This is a genomic window from Trinickia symbiotica (assembly GCF_002934455.1).
Taxonomy (GTDB): domain Bacteria; phylum Pseudomonadota; class Gammaproteobacteria; order Burkholderiales; family Burkholderiaceae; genus Trinickia; species Trinickia symbiotica.
Window position 1 is genome coordinate 143892 of sequence record NZ_PTIR01000013.1, and the last position, 13300, is coordinate 157191.

27 protein-coding genes are annotated in these 13300 nt (G+C 61.1%); all 27 read right to left on the minus strand.

Annotation, left to right across the window (positions count from 1 at the left end; all coding sequences use genetic code 11):
- Positions 1 to 73: 73 nt before the first annotated feature.
- Positions 74 to 697 (minus strand): 30S ribosomal protein S4, encoded by a 624-nt coding sequence (gene rpsD, locus B0G57_RS19115; RefSeq protein WP_018440460.1) that lies wholly within the window; start codon positions 695 to 697, stop codon positions 74 to 76.
- 153 nt (positions 698 to 850) lie between these two features.
- Positions 851 to 1255: a 30S ribosomal protein S11 gene (gene rpsK, locus B0G57_RS19120; RefSeq protein WP_018440461.1), complete on the minus strand. Its 405-nt coding sequence runs from the start codon at positions 1253 to 1255 to the stop codon at positions 851 to 853.
- A gap of 28 nt (positions 1256 to 1283) precedes the next feature.
- The gene (rpsM, locus tag B0G57_RS19125; protein ID WP_018440462.1) at positions 1284 to 1649 is read right to left on the minus strand and encodes a 30S ribosomal protein S13; all 366 of its coding nucleotides are present in this window, start codon (positions 1647 to 1649) and stop codon (positions 1284 to 1286) included.
- A 41-nt stretch (positions 1650 to 1690) separates the two neighbouring features.
- Entirely contained in the window at positions 1691 to 1807 is a 117-nt protein-coding gene (gene rpmJ / locus B0G57_RS19130) for a 50S ribosomal protein L36 (protein ID WP_004199844.1), read from the minus strand.
- A gap of 21 nt (positions 1808 to 1828) precedes the next feature.
- Positions 1829 to 2056: a translation initiation factor IF-1 gene (gene infA, locus B0G57_RS19135; protein ID WP_018440463.1), complete on the minus strand. Its 228-nt coding sequence runs from the start codon at positions 2054 to 2056 to the stop codon at positions 1829 to 1831.
- Between the two features lie 8 nt (positions 2057 to 2064).
- Positions 2065 to 3411, minus strand: a complete 1347-nt coding sequence (secY, locus tag B0G57_RS19140) for a preprotein translocase subunit SecY (RefSeq protein ID WP_018440464.1) — start codon at positions 3409 to 3411, stop codon at positions 2065 to 2067.
- Between the two features lie 61 nt (positions 3412 to 3472).
- Entirely contained in the window at positions 3473 to 3907 is a 435-nt protein-coding gene (gene rplO / locus B0G57_RS19145) for a 50S ribosomal protein L15 (RefSeq protein ID WP_018440465.1), read from the minus strand.
- A 29-nt stretch (positions 3908 to 3936) separates the two neighbouring features.
- Complete coding sequence (gene rpmD / locus B0G57_RS19150) at positions 3937 to 4119, minus strand: 50S ribosomal protein L30 (RefSeq protein ID WP_018440466.1); 183 nt, start codon at positions 4117 to 4119, stop codon at positions 3937 to 3939.
- A 16-nt stretch (positions 4120 to 4135) separates the two neighbouring features.
- Positions 4136 to 4654, minus strand: coding sequence for a 30S ribosomal protein S5 (gene rpsE / locus B0G57_RS19155; RefSeq protein WP_018440467.1), 519 nt, complete (start codon positions 4652 to 4654; stop codon positions 4136 to 4138).
- A gap of 14 nt (positions 4655 to 4668) precedes the next feature.
- Positions 4669 to 5034 (minus strand): 50S ribosomal protein L18, encoded by a 366-nt coding sequence (gene rplR, locus B0G57_RS19160; protein ID WP_008923336.1) that lies wholly within the window; start codon positions 5032 to 5034, stop codon positions 4669 to 4671.
- A 12-nt stretch (positions 5035 to 5046) separates the two neighbouring features.
- Entirely contained in the window at positions 5047 to 5577 is a 531-nt protein-coding gene (gene rplF, locus B0G57_RS19165) for a 50S ribosomal protein L6 (protein ID WP_018440468.1), read from the minus strand.
- A gap of 20 nt (positions 5578 to 5597) precedes the next feature.
- Positions 5598 to 5993, minus strand: coding sequence for a 30S ribosomal protein S8 (gene rpsH / locus B0G57_RS19170; RefSeq protein WP_018440469.1), 396 nt, complete (start codon positions 5991 to 5993; stop codon positions 5598 to 5600).
- 14 nt (positions 5994 to 6007) lie between these two features.
- On the minus strand, positions 6008 to 6313 hold the full coding sequence (gene rpsN, locus B0G57_RS19175) for a 30S ribosomal protein S14 (RefSeq protein ID WP_018440470.1): 306 nt from the start codon (positions 6311 to 6313) through the stop codon (positions 6008 to 6010).
- A 7-nt stretch (positions 6314 to 6320) separates the two neighbouring features.
- Positions 6321 to 6860, minus strand: coding sequence for a 50S ribosomal protein L5 (rplE, locus tag B0G57_RS19180; protein ID WP_018440471.1), 540 nt, complete (start codon positions 6858 to 6860; stop codon positions 6321 to 6323).
- 16 nt (positions 6861 to 6876) lie between these two features.
- Positions 6877 to 7185, minus strand: coding sequence for a 50S ribosomal protein L24 (rplX, locus tag B0G57_RS19185; protein WP_018440472.1), 309 nt, complete (start codon positions 7183 to 7185; stop codon positions 6877 to 6879).
- 9 nt (positions 7186 to 7194) lie between these two features.
- A complete protein-coding gene (gene rplN / locus B0G57_RS19190; protein WP_026229630.1) occupies positions 7195 to 7563 on the minus strand; it encodes a 50S ribosomal protein L14 in 369 nt (122 codons plus the stop codon).
- Between the two features lie 326 nt (positions 7564 to 7889).
- On the minus strand, positions 7890 to 8162 hold the full coding sequence (gene rpsQ / locus B0G57_RS19195; RefSeq protein ID WP_018440474.1) for a 30S ribosomal protein S17: 273 nt from the start codon (positions 8160 to 8162) through the stop codon (positions 7890 to 7892).
- Positions 8159 to 8353, minus strand: a complete 195-nt coding sequence (rpmC, locus tag B0G57_RS19200; RefSeq protein ID WP_026229631.1) for a 50S ribosomal protein L29 — start codon at positions 8351 to 8353, stop codon at positions 8159 to 8161. The genes rpsQ and rpmC overlap by 4 nt, the downstream gene beginning before the upstream one ends.
- Before the next feature lie 10 nt (positions 8354 to 8363).
- Complete coding sequence (rplP, locus tag B0G57_RS19205) at positions 8364 to 8780, minus strand: 50S ribosomal protein L16 (RefSeq protein WP_018440476.1); 417 nt, start codon at positions 8778 to 8780, stop codon at positions 8364 to 8366.
- A gap of 2 nt (positions 8781 to 8782) precedes the next feature.
- A complete protein-coding gene (gene rpsC / locus B0G57_RS19210) occupies positions 8783 to 9613 on the minus strand; it encodes a 30S ribosomal protein S3 (protein ID WP_018440477.1) in 831 nt (276 codons plus the stop codon).
- Positions 9614 to 9624: 11 nt separating this feature from the next.
- Positions 9625 to 9954 carry a 50S ribosomal protein L22 gene (gene rplV, locus B0G57_RS19215; protein WP_004199272.1) on the minus strand — a complete coding sequence of 110 codons (330 nt, stop codon included), beginning with the start codon at positions 9952 to 9954 and terminating at the stop codon, positions 9625 to 9627.
- A gap of 12 nt (positions 9955 to 9966) precedes the next feature.
- Positions 9967 to 10242, minus strand: a complete 276-nt coding sequence (gene rpsS / locus B0G57_RS19220) for a 30S ribosomal protein S19 (protein ID WP_018440478.1) — start codon at positions 10240 to 10242, stop codon at positions 9967 to 9969.
- 10 nt (positions 10243 to 10252) lie between these two features.
- Positions 10253 to 11080: a 50S ribosomal protein L2 gene (gene rplB / locus B0G57_RS19225; RefSeq protein ID WP_018440479.1), complete on the minus strand. Its 828-nt coding sequence runs from the start codon at positions 11078 to 11080 to the stop codon at positions 10253 to 10255.
- Between the two features lie 2 nt (positions 11081 to 11082).
- Positions 11083 to 11397: a 50S ribosomal protein L23 gene (rplW, locus tag B0G57_RS19230; protein ID WP_018440480.1), complete on the minus strand. Its 315-nt coding sequence runs from the start codon at positions 11395 to 11397 to the stop codon at positions 11083 to 11085.
- Complete coding sequence (gene rplD, locus B0G57_RS19235) at positions 11394 to 12014, minus strand: 50S ribosomal protein L4 (protein ID WP_018440481.1); 621 nt, start codon at positions 12012 to 12014, stop codon at positions 11394 to 11396. Before rplD ends, rplW begins: the two co-directional genes overlap by 4 nt.
- Entirely contained in the window at positions 12014 to 12673 is a 660-nt protein-coding gene (gene rplC / locus B0G57_RS19240) for a 50S ribosomal protein L3 (RefSeq protein ID WP_026229632.1), read from the minus strand. Before rplC ends, rplD begins: the two co-directional genes overlap by 1 nt.
- 175 nt (positions 12674 to 12848) lie before the next feature.
- The gene (gene rpsJ, locus B0G57_RS19245; RefSeq protein ID WP_006998489.1) at positions 12849 to 13160 is read right to left on the minus strand and encodes a 30S ribosomal protein S10; all 312 of its coding nucleotides are present in this window, start codon (positions 13158 to 13160) and stop codon (positions 12849 to 12851) included.
- Positions 13161 to 13300: the final 140 nt, after the last annotated feature.

Sequence of the window (13300 nt, forward strand, 5' to 3'; positions counted from 1 at the left end):
GTAACAACCTTAAAAAGATGAGCCGAGGCGCCCTCTTGCCCAAGGCAATCGGGTACCCCGGCCGTCAATCTGATTAACGCGAATACAATTCGACGATCAGGCTTTCGTTGATGTCGCCGGCGATATCGGCACGCTCGGGCATTTGCTTGAACGTCCCTTCGTACTTCTTCGTATCGACCGATACCCAGCTCGGCATACCGGTTTGCTCGGCGAGCGACACCGCCTCGAGGATCCGCGCCTGCTTTTTCGCCTGCTCGCGCACGGCGACGACGTCGCCGGCCTTCACTTGCAGGGACGGGATGTTCGCAACCTGGCCGTTCACCGTGATGGCACGGTGGCTCACGAGCTGGCGCGCTTCAGCGCGCGTCGAGCCGAAGCCCATCCGGTAGACGACGTTGTCGAGCCGCGACTCGAGCAACTGCAGCAGGTTCTCGCCCGTGTTGCCCTTGCGGCGGTCCGCTTCGGCGAAATAACGGCGGAATTGGCGCTCGAGCACACCGTAGATGCGCTTCACCTTTTGCTTTTCGCGCAACTGCGTGCCATAGTCGGACGTGCGCGCACCCGAGGTGCGGCCGTGCTGACCAGGCTTGCTGTCGAGCTTGCACTTGTCGGCGAGCGAGCGGCGAGCGCTCTTCAGAAAGAGGTCGGTGCCTTCACGGCGGGACAGCTTGGCTTTGGGGCCGGTATAACGTGCCACTTTGCGTTCCTTCTGGGTTTGATCACGCGAAGCTCATCGCCTCGCGCTAGTCCGACCCCTATCGGGCCGAACGGTGGACTTAGCAAATCGATCGATAGCAAATAGCCTGCTGGCGCAACCCATGCGCTAGCAGGCGTCTTACGTGCGCACGCCTTAGATGCGGCGGCGCTTCGGCGGACGGCAACCGTTGTGCGGGATGGGCGTCACGTCGGAGATCGCGGTGATCTTGATGCCAAGACCATGCAACGCGCGCACCGCCGATTCGCGGCCGGGGCCGGGGCCCTTGATCCGCACTTCGAGGTTCTTCACGCCATACTCCATCGCCACGCGGCCAGCCGACTCGGCAGCAACCTGCGCCGCGAACGGCGTCGACTTGCGCGAGCCCTTGAAGCCCTGGCCACCCGACGTCGCCCAGGCAAGCGCATTGCCTTGACGATCGGTGATCGTGATGATGGTGTTGTTGAACGACGCGTGAACGTGAACCACGCCCTCGGCGACGTTCTTCTTGACCTTCTTGCGAACGCGTTGCGCCGCGGTGCTGTTCGAAGCCTTAGCCATTACGTTTTCCTGTAACTTTCAATCGCGCTTATTTCTTCAGCGCTGCCGCGGCACGGCGCGGACCCTTGCGCGTACGCGCGTTCGTGCGGGTACGCTGGCCGCGCAGGGGCAGACCTTTGCGGTGACGGACGCCGCGATAGCAGCCGAGGTCCATCAGGCGCTTGATGCTCATCGTCACTTCGCGGCGCAGATCGCCCTCGACCACGAACTTACCGACTTCTTCACGCAACTTTTCGAGATCCGCGTCGGTCAGGTCCTTGACCTTCTTCGAATACTGGACACCAGCCGCGTCGCAAATTTGTCGCGAGCGCGTGCGGCCGACACCGTAGATCGCCGTGAGGCCGATTTCGGTATGCTGGTGGTTCGGGATGTTCACCCCTGCAATACGAGCCATTGTTTTTCCTCAAACAAAAAGCGCAAGCAAAAGCGAGGCCGTTAGCCTTGACGCTGTTTGTGGCGCGGATCAGAGCTGCAAATCACGCGCACGACACCTTTGCGCTTGATGATCTTGCAATTGCGGCAAATGCGCTTAACCGATGCCATCACTTTCATGATATTACCCTTTTTTCCAAATCACTTCGCCCGGAACACGATTCGCGCACGCGAGAGATCGTAAGGCGTCAACTCAACCGTTACCTTATCGCCCGGCAGAATGCGGATGTAGTGCATCCGCATCTTGCCCGAGATGTGGCCCAGCACGACATGGCCGTTCTCCAGCTTCACTCGGAAGGTTGCATTGGGGAGGTTCTCGATGACCTCACCCTGCATCTGGATCACATCCTCTTTGTCTTTGGCTGCCATAAGCCCTTCTAACGCATCGGAATGTTGCTGCCCTTGAAATTGGCTTTCTTGAGCAGCGATTCATACTGTTGCGACATGACGTACGACTGCACTTGCGCCATGAAGTCCATGGTGACGACGACGATGATCAGCAGCGACGTTCCGCCGAAGTAGAACGGCACGTTCCAGCGCAACACCAAAAACTCGGGCAGCAAGCAGACGAACACGATGTAGATCGCACCGGCAAGCGTGAGCCGCGTGAGGATGCGGTCGATGTATCGCGCGGTCTGGTCGCCCGGGCGAATGCCCGGAACGAACGCCCCACTCTTCTTCAGGTTGTCGGCCGTTTCCCTGCTGTTGAACACCAGCGCGGTGTAGAAAAAGCAGAAGAACACGATCGCCAACGCATACAGCAACACATAGACGGGCTGACCCGGCTTCAGCGCATTGGCCACGTTATGCAGCGTGTCCGAGAACCATCCGCTGTGCGAGCCTGCGCTGAACCAGTTCAGGATCGTTGCCGGAAACAGGATGATCGACGACGCGAAGATCGGCGGAATCACACCCGACATGTTCAGCTTCAGCGGCAAGTGCGACGATTGCCCGCCGTAAATCTTGTTACCGACTTGGCGCTTCGCGTAGTTCACGAGAATCTTGCGCTGGCCGCGCTCGATGAACACGACGAGATACGTCACTGCCGCGATCAGCACGACGATGACGATCGCCGAGAACGGATTCATCGAACCCGACTGCACGAGCGAGGCAAGGCCGCCGACCGCGTTCGGGAAGCCCGCCGCGATCCCGCCGAAAATGATGATCGAGATGCCGTTGCCGAGCCCGCGCTCCGTGATCTGCTCGCCGAGCCACATCAGGAACATCGTGCCCGTCACGAGCGTCACGACCGTCGTCAGGCGGAACAGCATGCCCGGATCGATGACGAGGCCCGGCTGGTTCTCGAGCGCCACGGCGATGCCGAACGCCTGGAACGTGGCGAGCACCACGGTGAAGACCCGCGTGTACTGCGTGATCTTGCGCTGGCCCGCCTGCCCTTCCTTCTTCAGCGCCTCGAGTTGCGGCGAAACGATCGCGAGCAGCTGCATGATGATCGACGAGGAGATGTAAGGCATGATCCCCAACGCGAAAATCGTGAAGCGCGACAGCGCGCCGCCCGAGAACATGTTGAACATGCCCAGGATGCCGCCTGCCTGGCTCTGGAACAGCTTCGCCAGCTGATCCGGGTCGATCCCCGGCACCGGAATGTGCGCGCCGATCCGATAGACGACGAGCGCCAGCAGCAGAAAAACTGCGCGCCGGCGCAAGTCGCCGAACTTCGCCGTGCTTTTGCCGGTTTTTGCGAGACTCGGACTGTTAGCCAAGTACCTTCTCCGATTCGAACGCCTTGATCGGCAATCGGCTTCTCACGCGATCGAAAGCCGCTTACTCGGCAAACGAGCCGCCGGCGGCTTCGATTGCCGCGCGAGCGCCCTTCGTAGCCGAAAGACCCTTCACGACCAGCTTGCGCGAGATCTCGCCCGTGGCGATGATCTTTGCGCTCTTCGTCAGCTCGCTGACGAGACCGGCCTGCTTCAACGCGAGCAGGTCGATTTCGTCGACTGGCAGCCCTTGCAGGTCGCCAAGGCGCACTTGACCGACGAACTCCTTCGTCAGCGACTTGAATCCGCGCTTCGGCAAGCGACGCTGCAGCGGCATCTGACCGCCTTCGAAGCCGACCTTGTGAAAGCCGCCCGAACGCGATTTCTGACCCTTGTGACCGCGGCCTGCCGTCTTGCCGAGGCCCGAGCCGATACCGCGGCCAACGCGGCGCTTCGCGTGCTTCGCGCCTTCCGCCGGCTTCAGGTTATTCAATTCCATATTCAACTCCTCGAGTCCCTGGTGCGCGTTCAGTCGACGACCTTAACAAGGTACGAAACCTTGTTGATCATGCCGCGCACGGCGGGCGTGTCTTCCAGAACGCTAACCGAGTTGAGTCGGCGCAGGCCCAGGCCGCGCACCGTGGCGCGGTGCGATTCGCGGGTCCCAATCAGGCTCTTCACGAGCTGAACTTTGACAGTTTTTTCAGACATGGTGACCACCCGGGCTTCAGCCCAAAATTTCTTCGACCGACTTGCCGCGCTTAGCGGCGATGTCAGCCGGCGTCGACTGCTTACGCAGTCCGTCGAGCGTCGCGCGAACGAGGTTGTACGGGTTCGTCGAGCCGTGGCTCTTCGCGACGACGTTCGAGACGCCCATCACGTCGAACACGGCGCGCATCGGGCCGCCGGCGATCACGCCGGTACCGTCCTTCGCCGGAGCGAGCAGGACCGTCGAAGCGCCGTGCTTGCCGTGCACTTCATGCTGCAACGTGCCGTTCTTGAGCGGCACCTTGAACATGTTGCGGCGTGCTTGCTCCATCGCCTTTTGCACGGCGACGGGCACTTCCTTCGCCTTGCCCTTGCCCATGCCGACGCGGCCATCGCCGTCGCCCACCACGGTCAGTGCGGCGAAGCCGAGAATCCGGCCGCCCTTCACAACCTTGGTCACGCGGTTGACCGAGATCATCTTTTCGCGAAGGCCGTCGTCGCGTTCGTCAGCCTGAACTTTCGCTTGCATCTTTGCCATGACGAATTCTTCCCTTAGAACTTGAGCCCGGCTTCACGCGCCGCATCGGCCAGCGCCTTCACGCGGCCGTGGTAGCGGAAACCCGAGCGGTCGAAGGCGACGGATTCGATGCCGGCAGCCTTGGCTTTTTCCGCGATGCGCTTGCCGATCAGCGTGGCCGCGGCAACGTTGCCGCCCTTGCCCGATTGATCGGCGAGTTGAGCGCGCACTTCGGCTTCGAGCGTCGACGCACTGGCGAGCACCTTCGTGCCGCAAGGCGAGAACACCTGCGCATAGATGTGCGTGTTCGTGCGATGCACGGCGAGACGCGCGACCTGCAGTTCCGCGATCTTGATACGCGTCTGGCGAGCACGGCGCAGGCGAGATTGAGTCTTATCCATGATTGCGCACCCTTACTTCTTCTTCGTTTCCTTGAGGATCACGACCTCGTCGGCATAGCGCACACCCTTGCCCTTGTAGGGCTCCGGCGGGCGATAGCCGCGCACGACGGCGGCCACCTGGCCAACCTTCTGCTTGTCGATCCCCTTGATCACGATTTCCGTTTGCGAGGGCGTTTCCGCCTTCACGCCTTCAGGCATCTGGTGCACGACAGGGTGCGAGAAGCCGAGCGACAGGTTGAGCTTGTCGCCTTGCACCTGCGCGCGATAGCCCACGCCCACGAGCGTCAGCTTGCGCTCGAAACCCTTCGTCACGCCATGAACCATGTTCGCGACGAGCGCGCGGAACGTACCCGACATCGCATTCGCTTCGCGGCTCTCGTCGACCGGCTCGAACTTCAGCGTGCCGTTGTCGTCCTTGACGTCCACGAGCTTGTTCAGCGCCTGCGAGATCGTGCCGAGCGGACCCGTGATGGTGATGAGCCCGCCGCTCAGAGCCACTTTCGCGCCGTTCAGCGCAACCGGGCTTTTACCTACTCGAGACATTGTTTCCTCTCCTTTCGGTGTTAAGCGACGTAGCAGATGACTTCGCCGCCGACGCCGTTTGCACGCGCCTTGCGGTCGGTCATCACACCCTTGGGCGTCGAAACGATGGCCACGCCGAGGCCGTTCATGACCTGCGGAATGTCGTTGCGGCCGCGGTACACGCGCAGGCCCGGCTTCGACACGCGTTCGAGGCGCTCGATGACGGGGCGACCCGCGTAGTACTTCAACGCGATGTTGAGCTCCGTCTTCGGGCCGTCCGCTTTCACCGCGAAGTCTTCGATATAGCCTTCGTCCTTCAGGACTTGTGCAATCGCCACCTTGACCTTCGACGAAGGCATCGTCACCGAAACCTTCTCGACCAACTGCGCATTGCGAATGCGAGTCAGCATGTCGGCGATAGGATCACTCATGCTCATTTACGTTTCTCCTATTACCAGCTTGCCTTGGTCAGGCCAGGGATCTCGCCGCGGAATGCGATTTCGCGAATCTTGTTGCGCGCCAGTCCGAATTTGCGGAACGTGCCGCGCGGACGGCCCGTGATCGCGCAGCGATTGCGCTTGCGCGTCGGGTTCGCATTGCGGGGCAGTTGCTGCAGGTCGAGGCGAGCCGCGTAGCGCTCTTCTTCCGATTTCGATTGGTCGTCGATGATCGCCTTCAGCGCCGCGCGCTTTCCTGCGTATTTCGCCGCCAGGCGGGCGCGCTTCTTTTCACGTTCGATCAGTGCCAGTTTAGCCACGGTAACCTCAGTTTCTGAACGGGAACTTGAAGCTGGCGAGCAGTGCCTTGGCTTCTTCGTCGGTCTTCGCGGTCGTCGTGATGCTGATGTTCAGCCCACGCAGCGCGTCGATCTTGTCGTAATCGATCTCGGGGAAAATGATCTGCTCTTTCACACCGATGTTGTAGTTGCCGCGACCGTCGAACGCGCGGCCCGAAACGCCGCGGAAGTCGCGCACGCGCGGCAGCGCCACGGTGACGAAACGATCGAGGAATTCGAACATCGCTTGACCGCGCAGCGTCACCATCGCACCGATCGGGTAGCCCTGACGGATCTTGAAGCCCGCGATAGCCTTGCGCGCCTTCGTGACGACGGGCTTCTGACCCGCGATCTTCGTCAGATCGCCGACGGCGTTCTCGATGATCTTCTTGTCCGCGACCGCTTCGCCAAGACCCATGTTCAGCGTGATCTTCGTGATGCGCGGCACTTCCATGACGGACTTGTAGCCGAACTTCTTGATGAGTTCGGGTACAACGTTCTCTTTGTAAAACTCTTGCAAACGAGCCATTTTTTACTCCGCAGCGTCAGGCGCTAAGCACGGCGCCGGTCGTCTTCAGGAAGCGGACTTTCTTGCCGTCCTCGACCTTGATGCCCACGCGCGAAGCCTTGCCGTTCGCGTCGACGAGCGCGACATTCGAAATGTGCAGCGGCATCGACTTGGCTTCCACGCCGCCCGTCGTACCCTTCATCGGGTTCGGCTTCACGTGCTTCTTGACGAGGTTGAGGCCTTCGACCATCACATGCTCATCCTTGACGGCGAGCACCACGCCACGCTTACCCTTGTCCTTGCCGGTGATGACGATGACTTCGTCACCCTTGCGAATCTTGTTCATCGCGACTCCTTACAGCACTTCGGGCGCGAGCGAAACGATCTTCATGAACCGTTCGCTACGCAGCTCACGCGTGACGGGCCCGAAAATGCGGGTGCCGATAGGCTCGAGCTTGTTGTTCAAAAGCACGGCGGCGTTGCCGTCGAACTTGATCAGCGAGCCGTCCTGGCGACGCACGCCCTTGGCCGTACGGACGACCACGGCGTTGTAGATTTCGCCTTTCTTCACGCGCCCGCGCGGCGTTGCCTCTTTGACGCTCACCTTGATGATGTCGCCGATGTTGGCGTAACGACGCTTCGAACCGCCGAGCACCTTGATGCACATGACTTCACGCGCACCCGTGTTGTCGGCCACTTCAAGCCGAGATTCGGTCTGGATCATGGTTTGTCTTTCCCAACTTAATCCGCCTGCACCACCATGGTTCAGCCGGTCAGTCTTGGTCCCGTCAGCCAATCGGCTGCTTGGGTTGGAACAGCAGCGACGGCATGCGAAACCGCCATCGCATTCGAGTGAATCCTTCGGACGAGCTTGGGACCCGCCGCTCCCCTTCCGCCCGGACCCCGCTCGGCTCTACCAGCCCTGACGGACCCCGCAAAAAGAGGGAAGACCGAGATTCTATCAAACGAAATCTCGGTCTTGCAAGCAAAATTACTGCTATTTCAACGACTTCTTCGACAGAAGTCGCTTCGATCGGGCACGAGTCGGTGTCAGATCACGCGGGCGGCTTCGACGAGACGCGATACCGTCCAGGCTTTCGTCTTCGAAACCGGACGCGTTTCCTGGATTTCGACGAGATCGCCTTCGTTGTACGTGTTCGCTTCGTCGTGCGCGTGGTACTTCTTCGAACGCACGACGTACTTACCGTAGATCGGGTGCTGCACGCGATGCTCGACGAGCACGGTGACCGTCTTGTCCATCTTGTTGCTGACGACCTTGCCGACCAGCGTCCGCTTGAGCGAGGTTTTCACGCTATCGTTCATTTCTGGTTCGCCTTCTGAGTCAGGACGGTCCGCACACGTGCGATGTCGCGACGAACCTTCTTCAGCTGGCTCGTGTTCGTGAGCTGCTGCGTCGCGAGCTGCATGCGCAGGCCGAATTGCGCTTTCAACAGGTCCGACAGCTCCTTGTTGAGCGCCGCCTTGTCTTTTTGGTGAAGTTCGGAAGCCTTCATCATCTGCTCCTTAGGCGCCCAACTGACGGACGATGAAGGTCGTCTTGAGCGGCAGCTTCGCTGCAGCCAGACGGAACGCTTCACGCGCCAACTCTTCGGACACGCCATCCATTTCATATAGCATCTTGCCCGGCTGGATCTCGGCGACGTAGTACTCGGGGTTACCCTTACCGTTACCCATCCGCACTTCAGCCGGCTTTTGCGAGATCGGCTTGTCGGGGAAGATGCGAATCCAGATGCGGCCGCCGCGCTTGATGTGACGCGTCATGGCACGACGCGCCGCCTCGATTTGACGGGCAGTCAAGCGGCCGCGACCGATCGCCTTGAGGCCGAACTCACCGAACGATACGGCGTTGCCGCGCGTCGCTACACCGGTGTTACGACCCTTCTGCTCTTTGCGATACTTTCTGCGTTTCGGTTGCAGCATCGTTATTCTCCAGTCTTGCCGTCGCCTTCGGGCTTGCCGCCGGCACCACCGGCACCGCCGCCACCACGGCGGGGACCGCCGCGGCGTTGGCCCGCCGGCGCGCCACCTTCACCGTCGCGACGCGGACGGCGATCGCCACCCGGACGTGCGTTGCGGCGCGGACGCTTTTCCTCGACAGCCTCTTCGACGACCGGCGCTTCGTTGCGGCCGAGCGTGTCGCCCTTGTAGACCCAGACCTTGACGCCGATGATGCCGTACGTCGTCTTCGCTTCCGACACGGCGTAATCGATGTCTGCGCGCAGCGTATGGAGCGGCACGCGGCCTTCGCGGTACCACTCGGTGCGCGCGATTTCGATGCCGTTCAGACGACCGGCGCTCATGATCTTGATGCCTTGCGCGCCGAGACGCATCGCGTTTTGCATCGCACGCTTCATCGCGCGGCGGAACATGATCCGGCGCTCGAGCTGCTGCGTGATCGAATCGGCGATCAACTGCGCATCGGTTTCCGGCTTGCGGATTTCCTCGATGTTGACGTGGACCGGCACGCCCATGCGGCGCTGCAGCTCCGACTTCAACAGCTCGATGTCCTCGCCCTTCTTGCCGATGACGACGCCCGGACGCGAGCTGAAAATCGTGATGCGCGCGTTCTTCGCCGGACGCTCGATGACCACGCGGCCGACCGAAGCGTTCTTCAGCTTCTTCTTCAGATACTCACGGACGCCGATGTCTTCCTGCAGCATCGCCGCGAAATTGTTGTTGTTCGCGTACCAACGCGAAGCCCAATTGCGGCTGACGGCCAGACGGAAGCCAGTCGGATGAATTTTCTGTCCCATCGTGTGACCCCTTAATTCCCGACCGTCACAGTGATGTGACAGGATTGCTTCTCGATGCGATTGCCGCGGCCCTTCGCGCGCGCCGTGAAGCGCTTGAGCGAAGCAGCCTTGTCGACGTAGATGCTCTTGATTTTGAGCTCGTCGATATCGGCGCCTTCGTTGTGCTCCGCATTCGCGATCGCCGACAGCACGACCTTCTTCACGATGCCAGCCGCCTTCTTCGGCGAGAACGTCAGGACGTTCAGCGCCTTGTCGACCGGCAAACCGCGGATCTGGTCAGCCACAAGGCGCGTCTTTTGCGCCGAGATGCGGGCACCGCGATGAATTGCTTTCACTTCCATCTTGATTGCCCCTTATTTCTTGGCCTTCTTGTCGGCCGCGTGACCCTTGAACGTCCGGGTCAATGCGAACTCGCCAAGCTTGTGGCCGACCATGTTTTCCGAGATGTACACCGGAACGTGTTGACGCCCGTTGTGCACGGCGATCGTCAGGCCGATGAAGTCGGGAAGGATCGTCGAACGACGCGACCACGTCTTGATCGGCTTCTTGTCGCGCGAAGCCACAGCCGCCTCGACCTTCTTCAGCAAATGGGCGTCGCAGAACGGACCTTTTTTAACAGAACGTGCCATTGCCTACTCCTTAACGCTTGTGACGGCGCTGGACGATCATCGTCGTCGTGCGCTTGTTGCGACGGGTGCGATAGCCCTTCGTCGGCGTGCCCCACGGGCTCACCGGATCGCGGCCCGCGGCAGTACGGCCTTCGCCGCCGCCGTGCGGGTGGTCGATCGGGTTCATCGCCACGCCACGGACGGTCGGGCGGATGCCGCGCCAACGGTTGGCACCGGCCTTGCCGATCTGGCGCAGGCTGTGCTCTTCGTTGCCGACTTCACCGATCGTCGCGCGGCACTCGATATGCACGCGGCGGATTTCGCCCGAGCGCAGGCGGACCTGAGCATACGTGCCTTCGCGCGCGAGGAGCATGGCCGAGGTGCCGGCCGAACGCGCCATCTGCGCGCCCTTGCCAGGCAGCATCTCGATGCAATGGATCGTCGTACCGACCGGAATGTTGCGGATCGGCAGCGCGTTGCCCGCGCGGATCGGCGCTTCCGAGCCCGACATCAGCTGCGCGCCCACCGCCACGCCCTTCGGCGCGATGATGTAGCTACGCTCGCCGTCTGCGTAGAGCACGAGCGCGATATTCGCGCTGCGGTTCGGGTCGTATTCGATACGCTCGACCTTCGCGGGGATACCGTCCTTCGTGCGACGGAAATCGACCACGCGATAGTGCTGCTTGTGACCGCCACCCTTGTGGCGCGTCGTGATATGGCCGTTGTTGTTGCGGCCGGCGGTCTTGGATTGCTTGTCGACGAGGGCCGCGAACGGCTTGCCCTTGTGCAGATCCTTGTTGACCACCTTGACCATCGCACGGCGTCCGGGCGAGGTCGGCTTAACTTTCACGAGTGCCATGATTACTTGGCCTCCGCTTCAAAGTTGATTTCCTGGCCCGGCTTCAGGCAGACATAGGCCTTCCTGACGTCCTTGCGGCGACCCATGAAACGGCCGAAGCGCTTTGCCTTGCCCTTGACGTTGAGCACGTTGACGGATTCGACGTCGACCTTGAAGAGCAGCTCGACAGCGGCCTTCACTTCCTGCTTCGTCGCATCCGGCGCGATCTCGAACACCACTTGCTCGTTCTTGTCGGCCACCAGCGTCGCCTTTTCGGAGATCACCGGCGCGAGCAGGACCTGCATCAAACGATGATCGTTCTTGCGAATCTCGCTCATGACAGCAACTCCTCGATCTGGGCGACCGCAGCCTTCGTGATCAGAACTTTCTTGAAGTAGATCAACGAGAGCGGATCGGCATAGCGCGGCTCGACAACGGCCACGTTGGCCAGGTTGCGCGACGCGAGGTAGAGGTTCTCGTCGACCGTGTCCGTAATGATGAGCACGGAATCGAGACCCATGGCTTTGAACTTGCTGGCCAAAAGCTTCGTCTTCGGCGCTTCGAGGACGATATCCTCGACGACCGACAGGCGGCCTTCACGGACGAGCTGCGAGAAGATCGAGCAGAGGCCTGCACGATGCATCTTCTTGTTGACCTTGTGCGAGAAGTTCTCTTCGGGCGAGTTCGGGAAAATCCGACCACCGCCGCGCCAGAGCGGGCTCGACGACATACCGGCGCGGGCACGGCCCGTGCCCTTCTGACGCCACGGCTTCTTCGTCGTGTGCTTGACCTGCTCGCGGTCTTTCTGCGCACGGTTGCCGCTGCGCGCGTTGGCTTGATACGCGACGACGATCTGGTGAATCAGCGCTTCGTTGTAGTCACGGCCGAACACGACGTCCGACGCGTTCACGCCCGCGGCTTCCTGACCATTCGCATTGAGGAGCTTCAGTTCCATTATTTCGCCCCCTTGACGGCACGCGCCTTGACAGCCGGCGTCACGAAAACTTTGCCGCCCTTCGCGCCCGGCACCGCGCCCTTGACGAGCAGCAGCTTGCGCTCGGCGTCGATACGAGCGATTTCGAGGTTCTGAACGGTGACGGTATCGTCACCCATGTGGCCGGTCATGCGCTTGCCCGGAAACACGCGACCCGGATCCTGCGCCATACCGATCGAGCCCGGCACGTTGTGCGAACGCGAGTTACCGTGCGTGGCACGGCCCGAGCTGAAGTTGTATCGCTTGATCGTACCGGCGTAGCCCTTACCGATCGACACACCCTGAACGTCGATCTTCTGGCCTACTTCGAAAATATCGATGCCGACCATGGCGCCGACGGCGAGGTCGGCGGCCTTCGCCGCATCGATCTTGAATTCCTTGAGGATTTCACCGGCTTCAACACCGGCTTTGGCGAGGTGACCTGCCAACGGCTTTGTCACGCGCGACGCACGACGCTTGCCGAATGCCACTTGAACGGCGGTGTAGCCATCCGTTTCAACGGTCTTGATCTGCGTCACGCGGTTGTCGGACACGTCCAGCACGGTGACGGGGATCGAATCCCCTTCAGCCGTGAAGATACGGGTCATGCCAACCTTGCGACCTACGAGTCCAAGGCTCATCGTTTTCTCCATTCCCGACTGCGATTGGCCGGGGCTAATAACGTTGACTTTTTTCGCAAATGCGCGAAAAGCCTTGCATTATAGCTAGGCTTTTCGTTTTCCGCAAGCAATCAAAGACTTACCGCCGTCGGCGCCGCACAACGAGACCGAGCGGGCCGGCGACGGCACGAAAACCTTATTGCAGCTTGATCTCGACGTCCACGCCGGCCGGCAGATCGAGCTTCATCAGCGCGTCGACGGTCTTGTCCGTCGGATCGACGATGTCCATCAGCCGTTGGTGGGTGCGGATTTCGAGCTGATCGCGCGACGTCTTGTTGACGTGCGGCGAACGCAGGATGTCGAAACGCTGGATGCGCGTCGGCAGGGGCACGGGGCCACGGACGATCGCACCGGTCCGCTTTGCCGTGTCGACGATTTCGGCTGCCGACTGATCGATCAGGCGATAGTCGAATGCCTTCAGGCGAATGCGGATTTTCTGGTTCTGCATGACGATTCCTTGAAAGAGCGAGGCGGCCTTGCACCGCCGGATTGACGAAAGAACGTAGGGCTGGGCGCCGAACTCGGCAGCCCGCGCCAGGCCCCTGGTATTGCACTACACAGCTACCGACAGGTGGTTTGCCGCAGGTG

Bases quoted from the DNA above. Each gene is read 5' to 3' on its own strand.
- rpsK (WP_018440461.1), bottom strand. From the start codon at position 1,255: ATGGCTAAGGCTTCGAACAGCACCGCGGCGCAACGCGTTCGCAAGAAG.
- rpsM (WP_018440462.1), bottom strand. From the start codon at position 1,649: ATGGCTCGTATTGCAGGGGTGAACATCCCGAACCACCAGCATACCGAA.
- rpmJ (WP_004199844.1), bottom strand. From the start codon at position 1,807: ATGAAAGTGATGGCATCGGTTAAGCGCATTTGCCGCAATTGCAAGATC.
- infA (WP_018440463.1), bottom strand. From the start codon at position 2,056: ATGGCAGCCAAAGACAAAGAGGATGTGATCCAGATGCAGGGTGAGGTC.
- rplO (WP_018440465.1), bottom strand. From the start codon at position 3,907: ATGGAATTGAATAACCTGAAGCCGGCGGAAGGCGCGAAGCACGCGAAG.
- rpmD (WP_018440466.1), bottom strand. From the start codon at position 4,119: ATGTCTGAAAAAACTGTCAAAGTTCAGCTCGTGAAGAGCCTGATTGGG.
- rpsE (WP_018440467.1), bottom strand. From the start codon at position 4,654: ATGGCAAAGATGCAAGCGAAAGTTCAGGCTGACGAACGCGACGACGGC.
- rplR (WP_008923336.1), bottom strand. From the start codon at position 5,034: ATGGATAAGACTCAATCTCGCCTGCGCCGTGCTCGCCAGACGCGTATC.
- rplF (WP_018440468.1), bottom strand. From the start codon at position 5,577: ATGTCTCGAGTAGGTAAAAGCCCGGTTGCGCTGAACGGCGCGAAAGTG.
- rpsH (WP_018440469.1), bottom strand. From the start codon at position 5,993: ATGAGCATGAGTGATCCTATCGCCGACATGCTGACTCGCATTCGCAAT.
- rplE (WP_018440471.1), bottom strand. From the start codon at position 6,860: ATGGCTCGTTTGCAAGAGTTTTACAAAGAGAACGTTGTACCCGAACTC.
- rplX (WP_018440472.1), bottom strand. From the start codon at position 7,185: ATGAACAAGATTCGCAAGGGTGACGAAGTCATCGTCATCACCGGCAAG.
- rplN (WP_026229630.1), bottom strand. From the start codon at position 7,563: ATGATCCAGACCGAATCTCGGCTTGAAGTGGCCGACAACACGGGTGCG.
- rpsQ (WP_018440474.1), bottom strand. From the start codon at position 8,162: ATGAACGATAGCGTGAAAACCTCGCTCAAGCGGACGCTGGTCGGCAAG.
- rpmC (WP_026229631.1), bottom strand. From the start codon at position 8,353: ATGAAGGCTTCCGAACTTCACCAAAAAGACAAGGCGGCGCTCAACAAG.
- rplP (WP_018440476.1), bottom strand. From the start codon at position 8,780: ATGCTGCAACCGAAACGCAGAAAGTATCGCAAAGAGCAGAAGGGTCGT.
- rpsC (WP_018440477.1), bottom strand. From the start codon at position 9,613: ATGGGACAGAAAATTCATCCGACTGGCTTCCGTCTGGCCGTCAGCCGC.
- rplV (WP_004199272.1), bottom strand. From the start codon at position 9,954: ATGGAAGTGAAAGCAATTCATCGCGGTGCCCGCATCTCGGCGCAAAAG.
- rpsS (WP_018440478.1), bottom strand. From the start codon at position 10,242: ATGGCACGTTCTGTTAAAAAAGGTCCGTTCTGCGACGCCCATTTGCTG.
- rplB (WP_018440479.1), bottom strand. From the start codon at position 11,080: ATGGCACTCGTGAAAGTTAAGCCGACCTCGCCCGGACGCCGTGCGATG.
- rplW (WP_018440480.1), bottom strand. From the start codon at position 11,397: ATGAGCGAGATTCGCAAGAACGATCATCGTTTGATGCAGGTCCTGCTC.
- rplD (WP_018440481.1), bottom strand. From the start codon at position 12,014: ATGGAACTGAAGCTCCTCAATGCGAATGGTCAGGAAGCCGCGGGCGTG.
- rplC (WP_026229632.1), bottom strand. From the start codon at position 12,673: ATGAGCCTTGGACTCGTAGGTCGCAAGGTTGGCATGACCCGTATCTTC.
- rpsJ (WP_006998489.1), bottom strand. From the start codon at position 13,160: ATGCAGAACCAGAAAATCCGCATTCGCCTGAAGGCATTCGACTATCGC.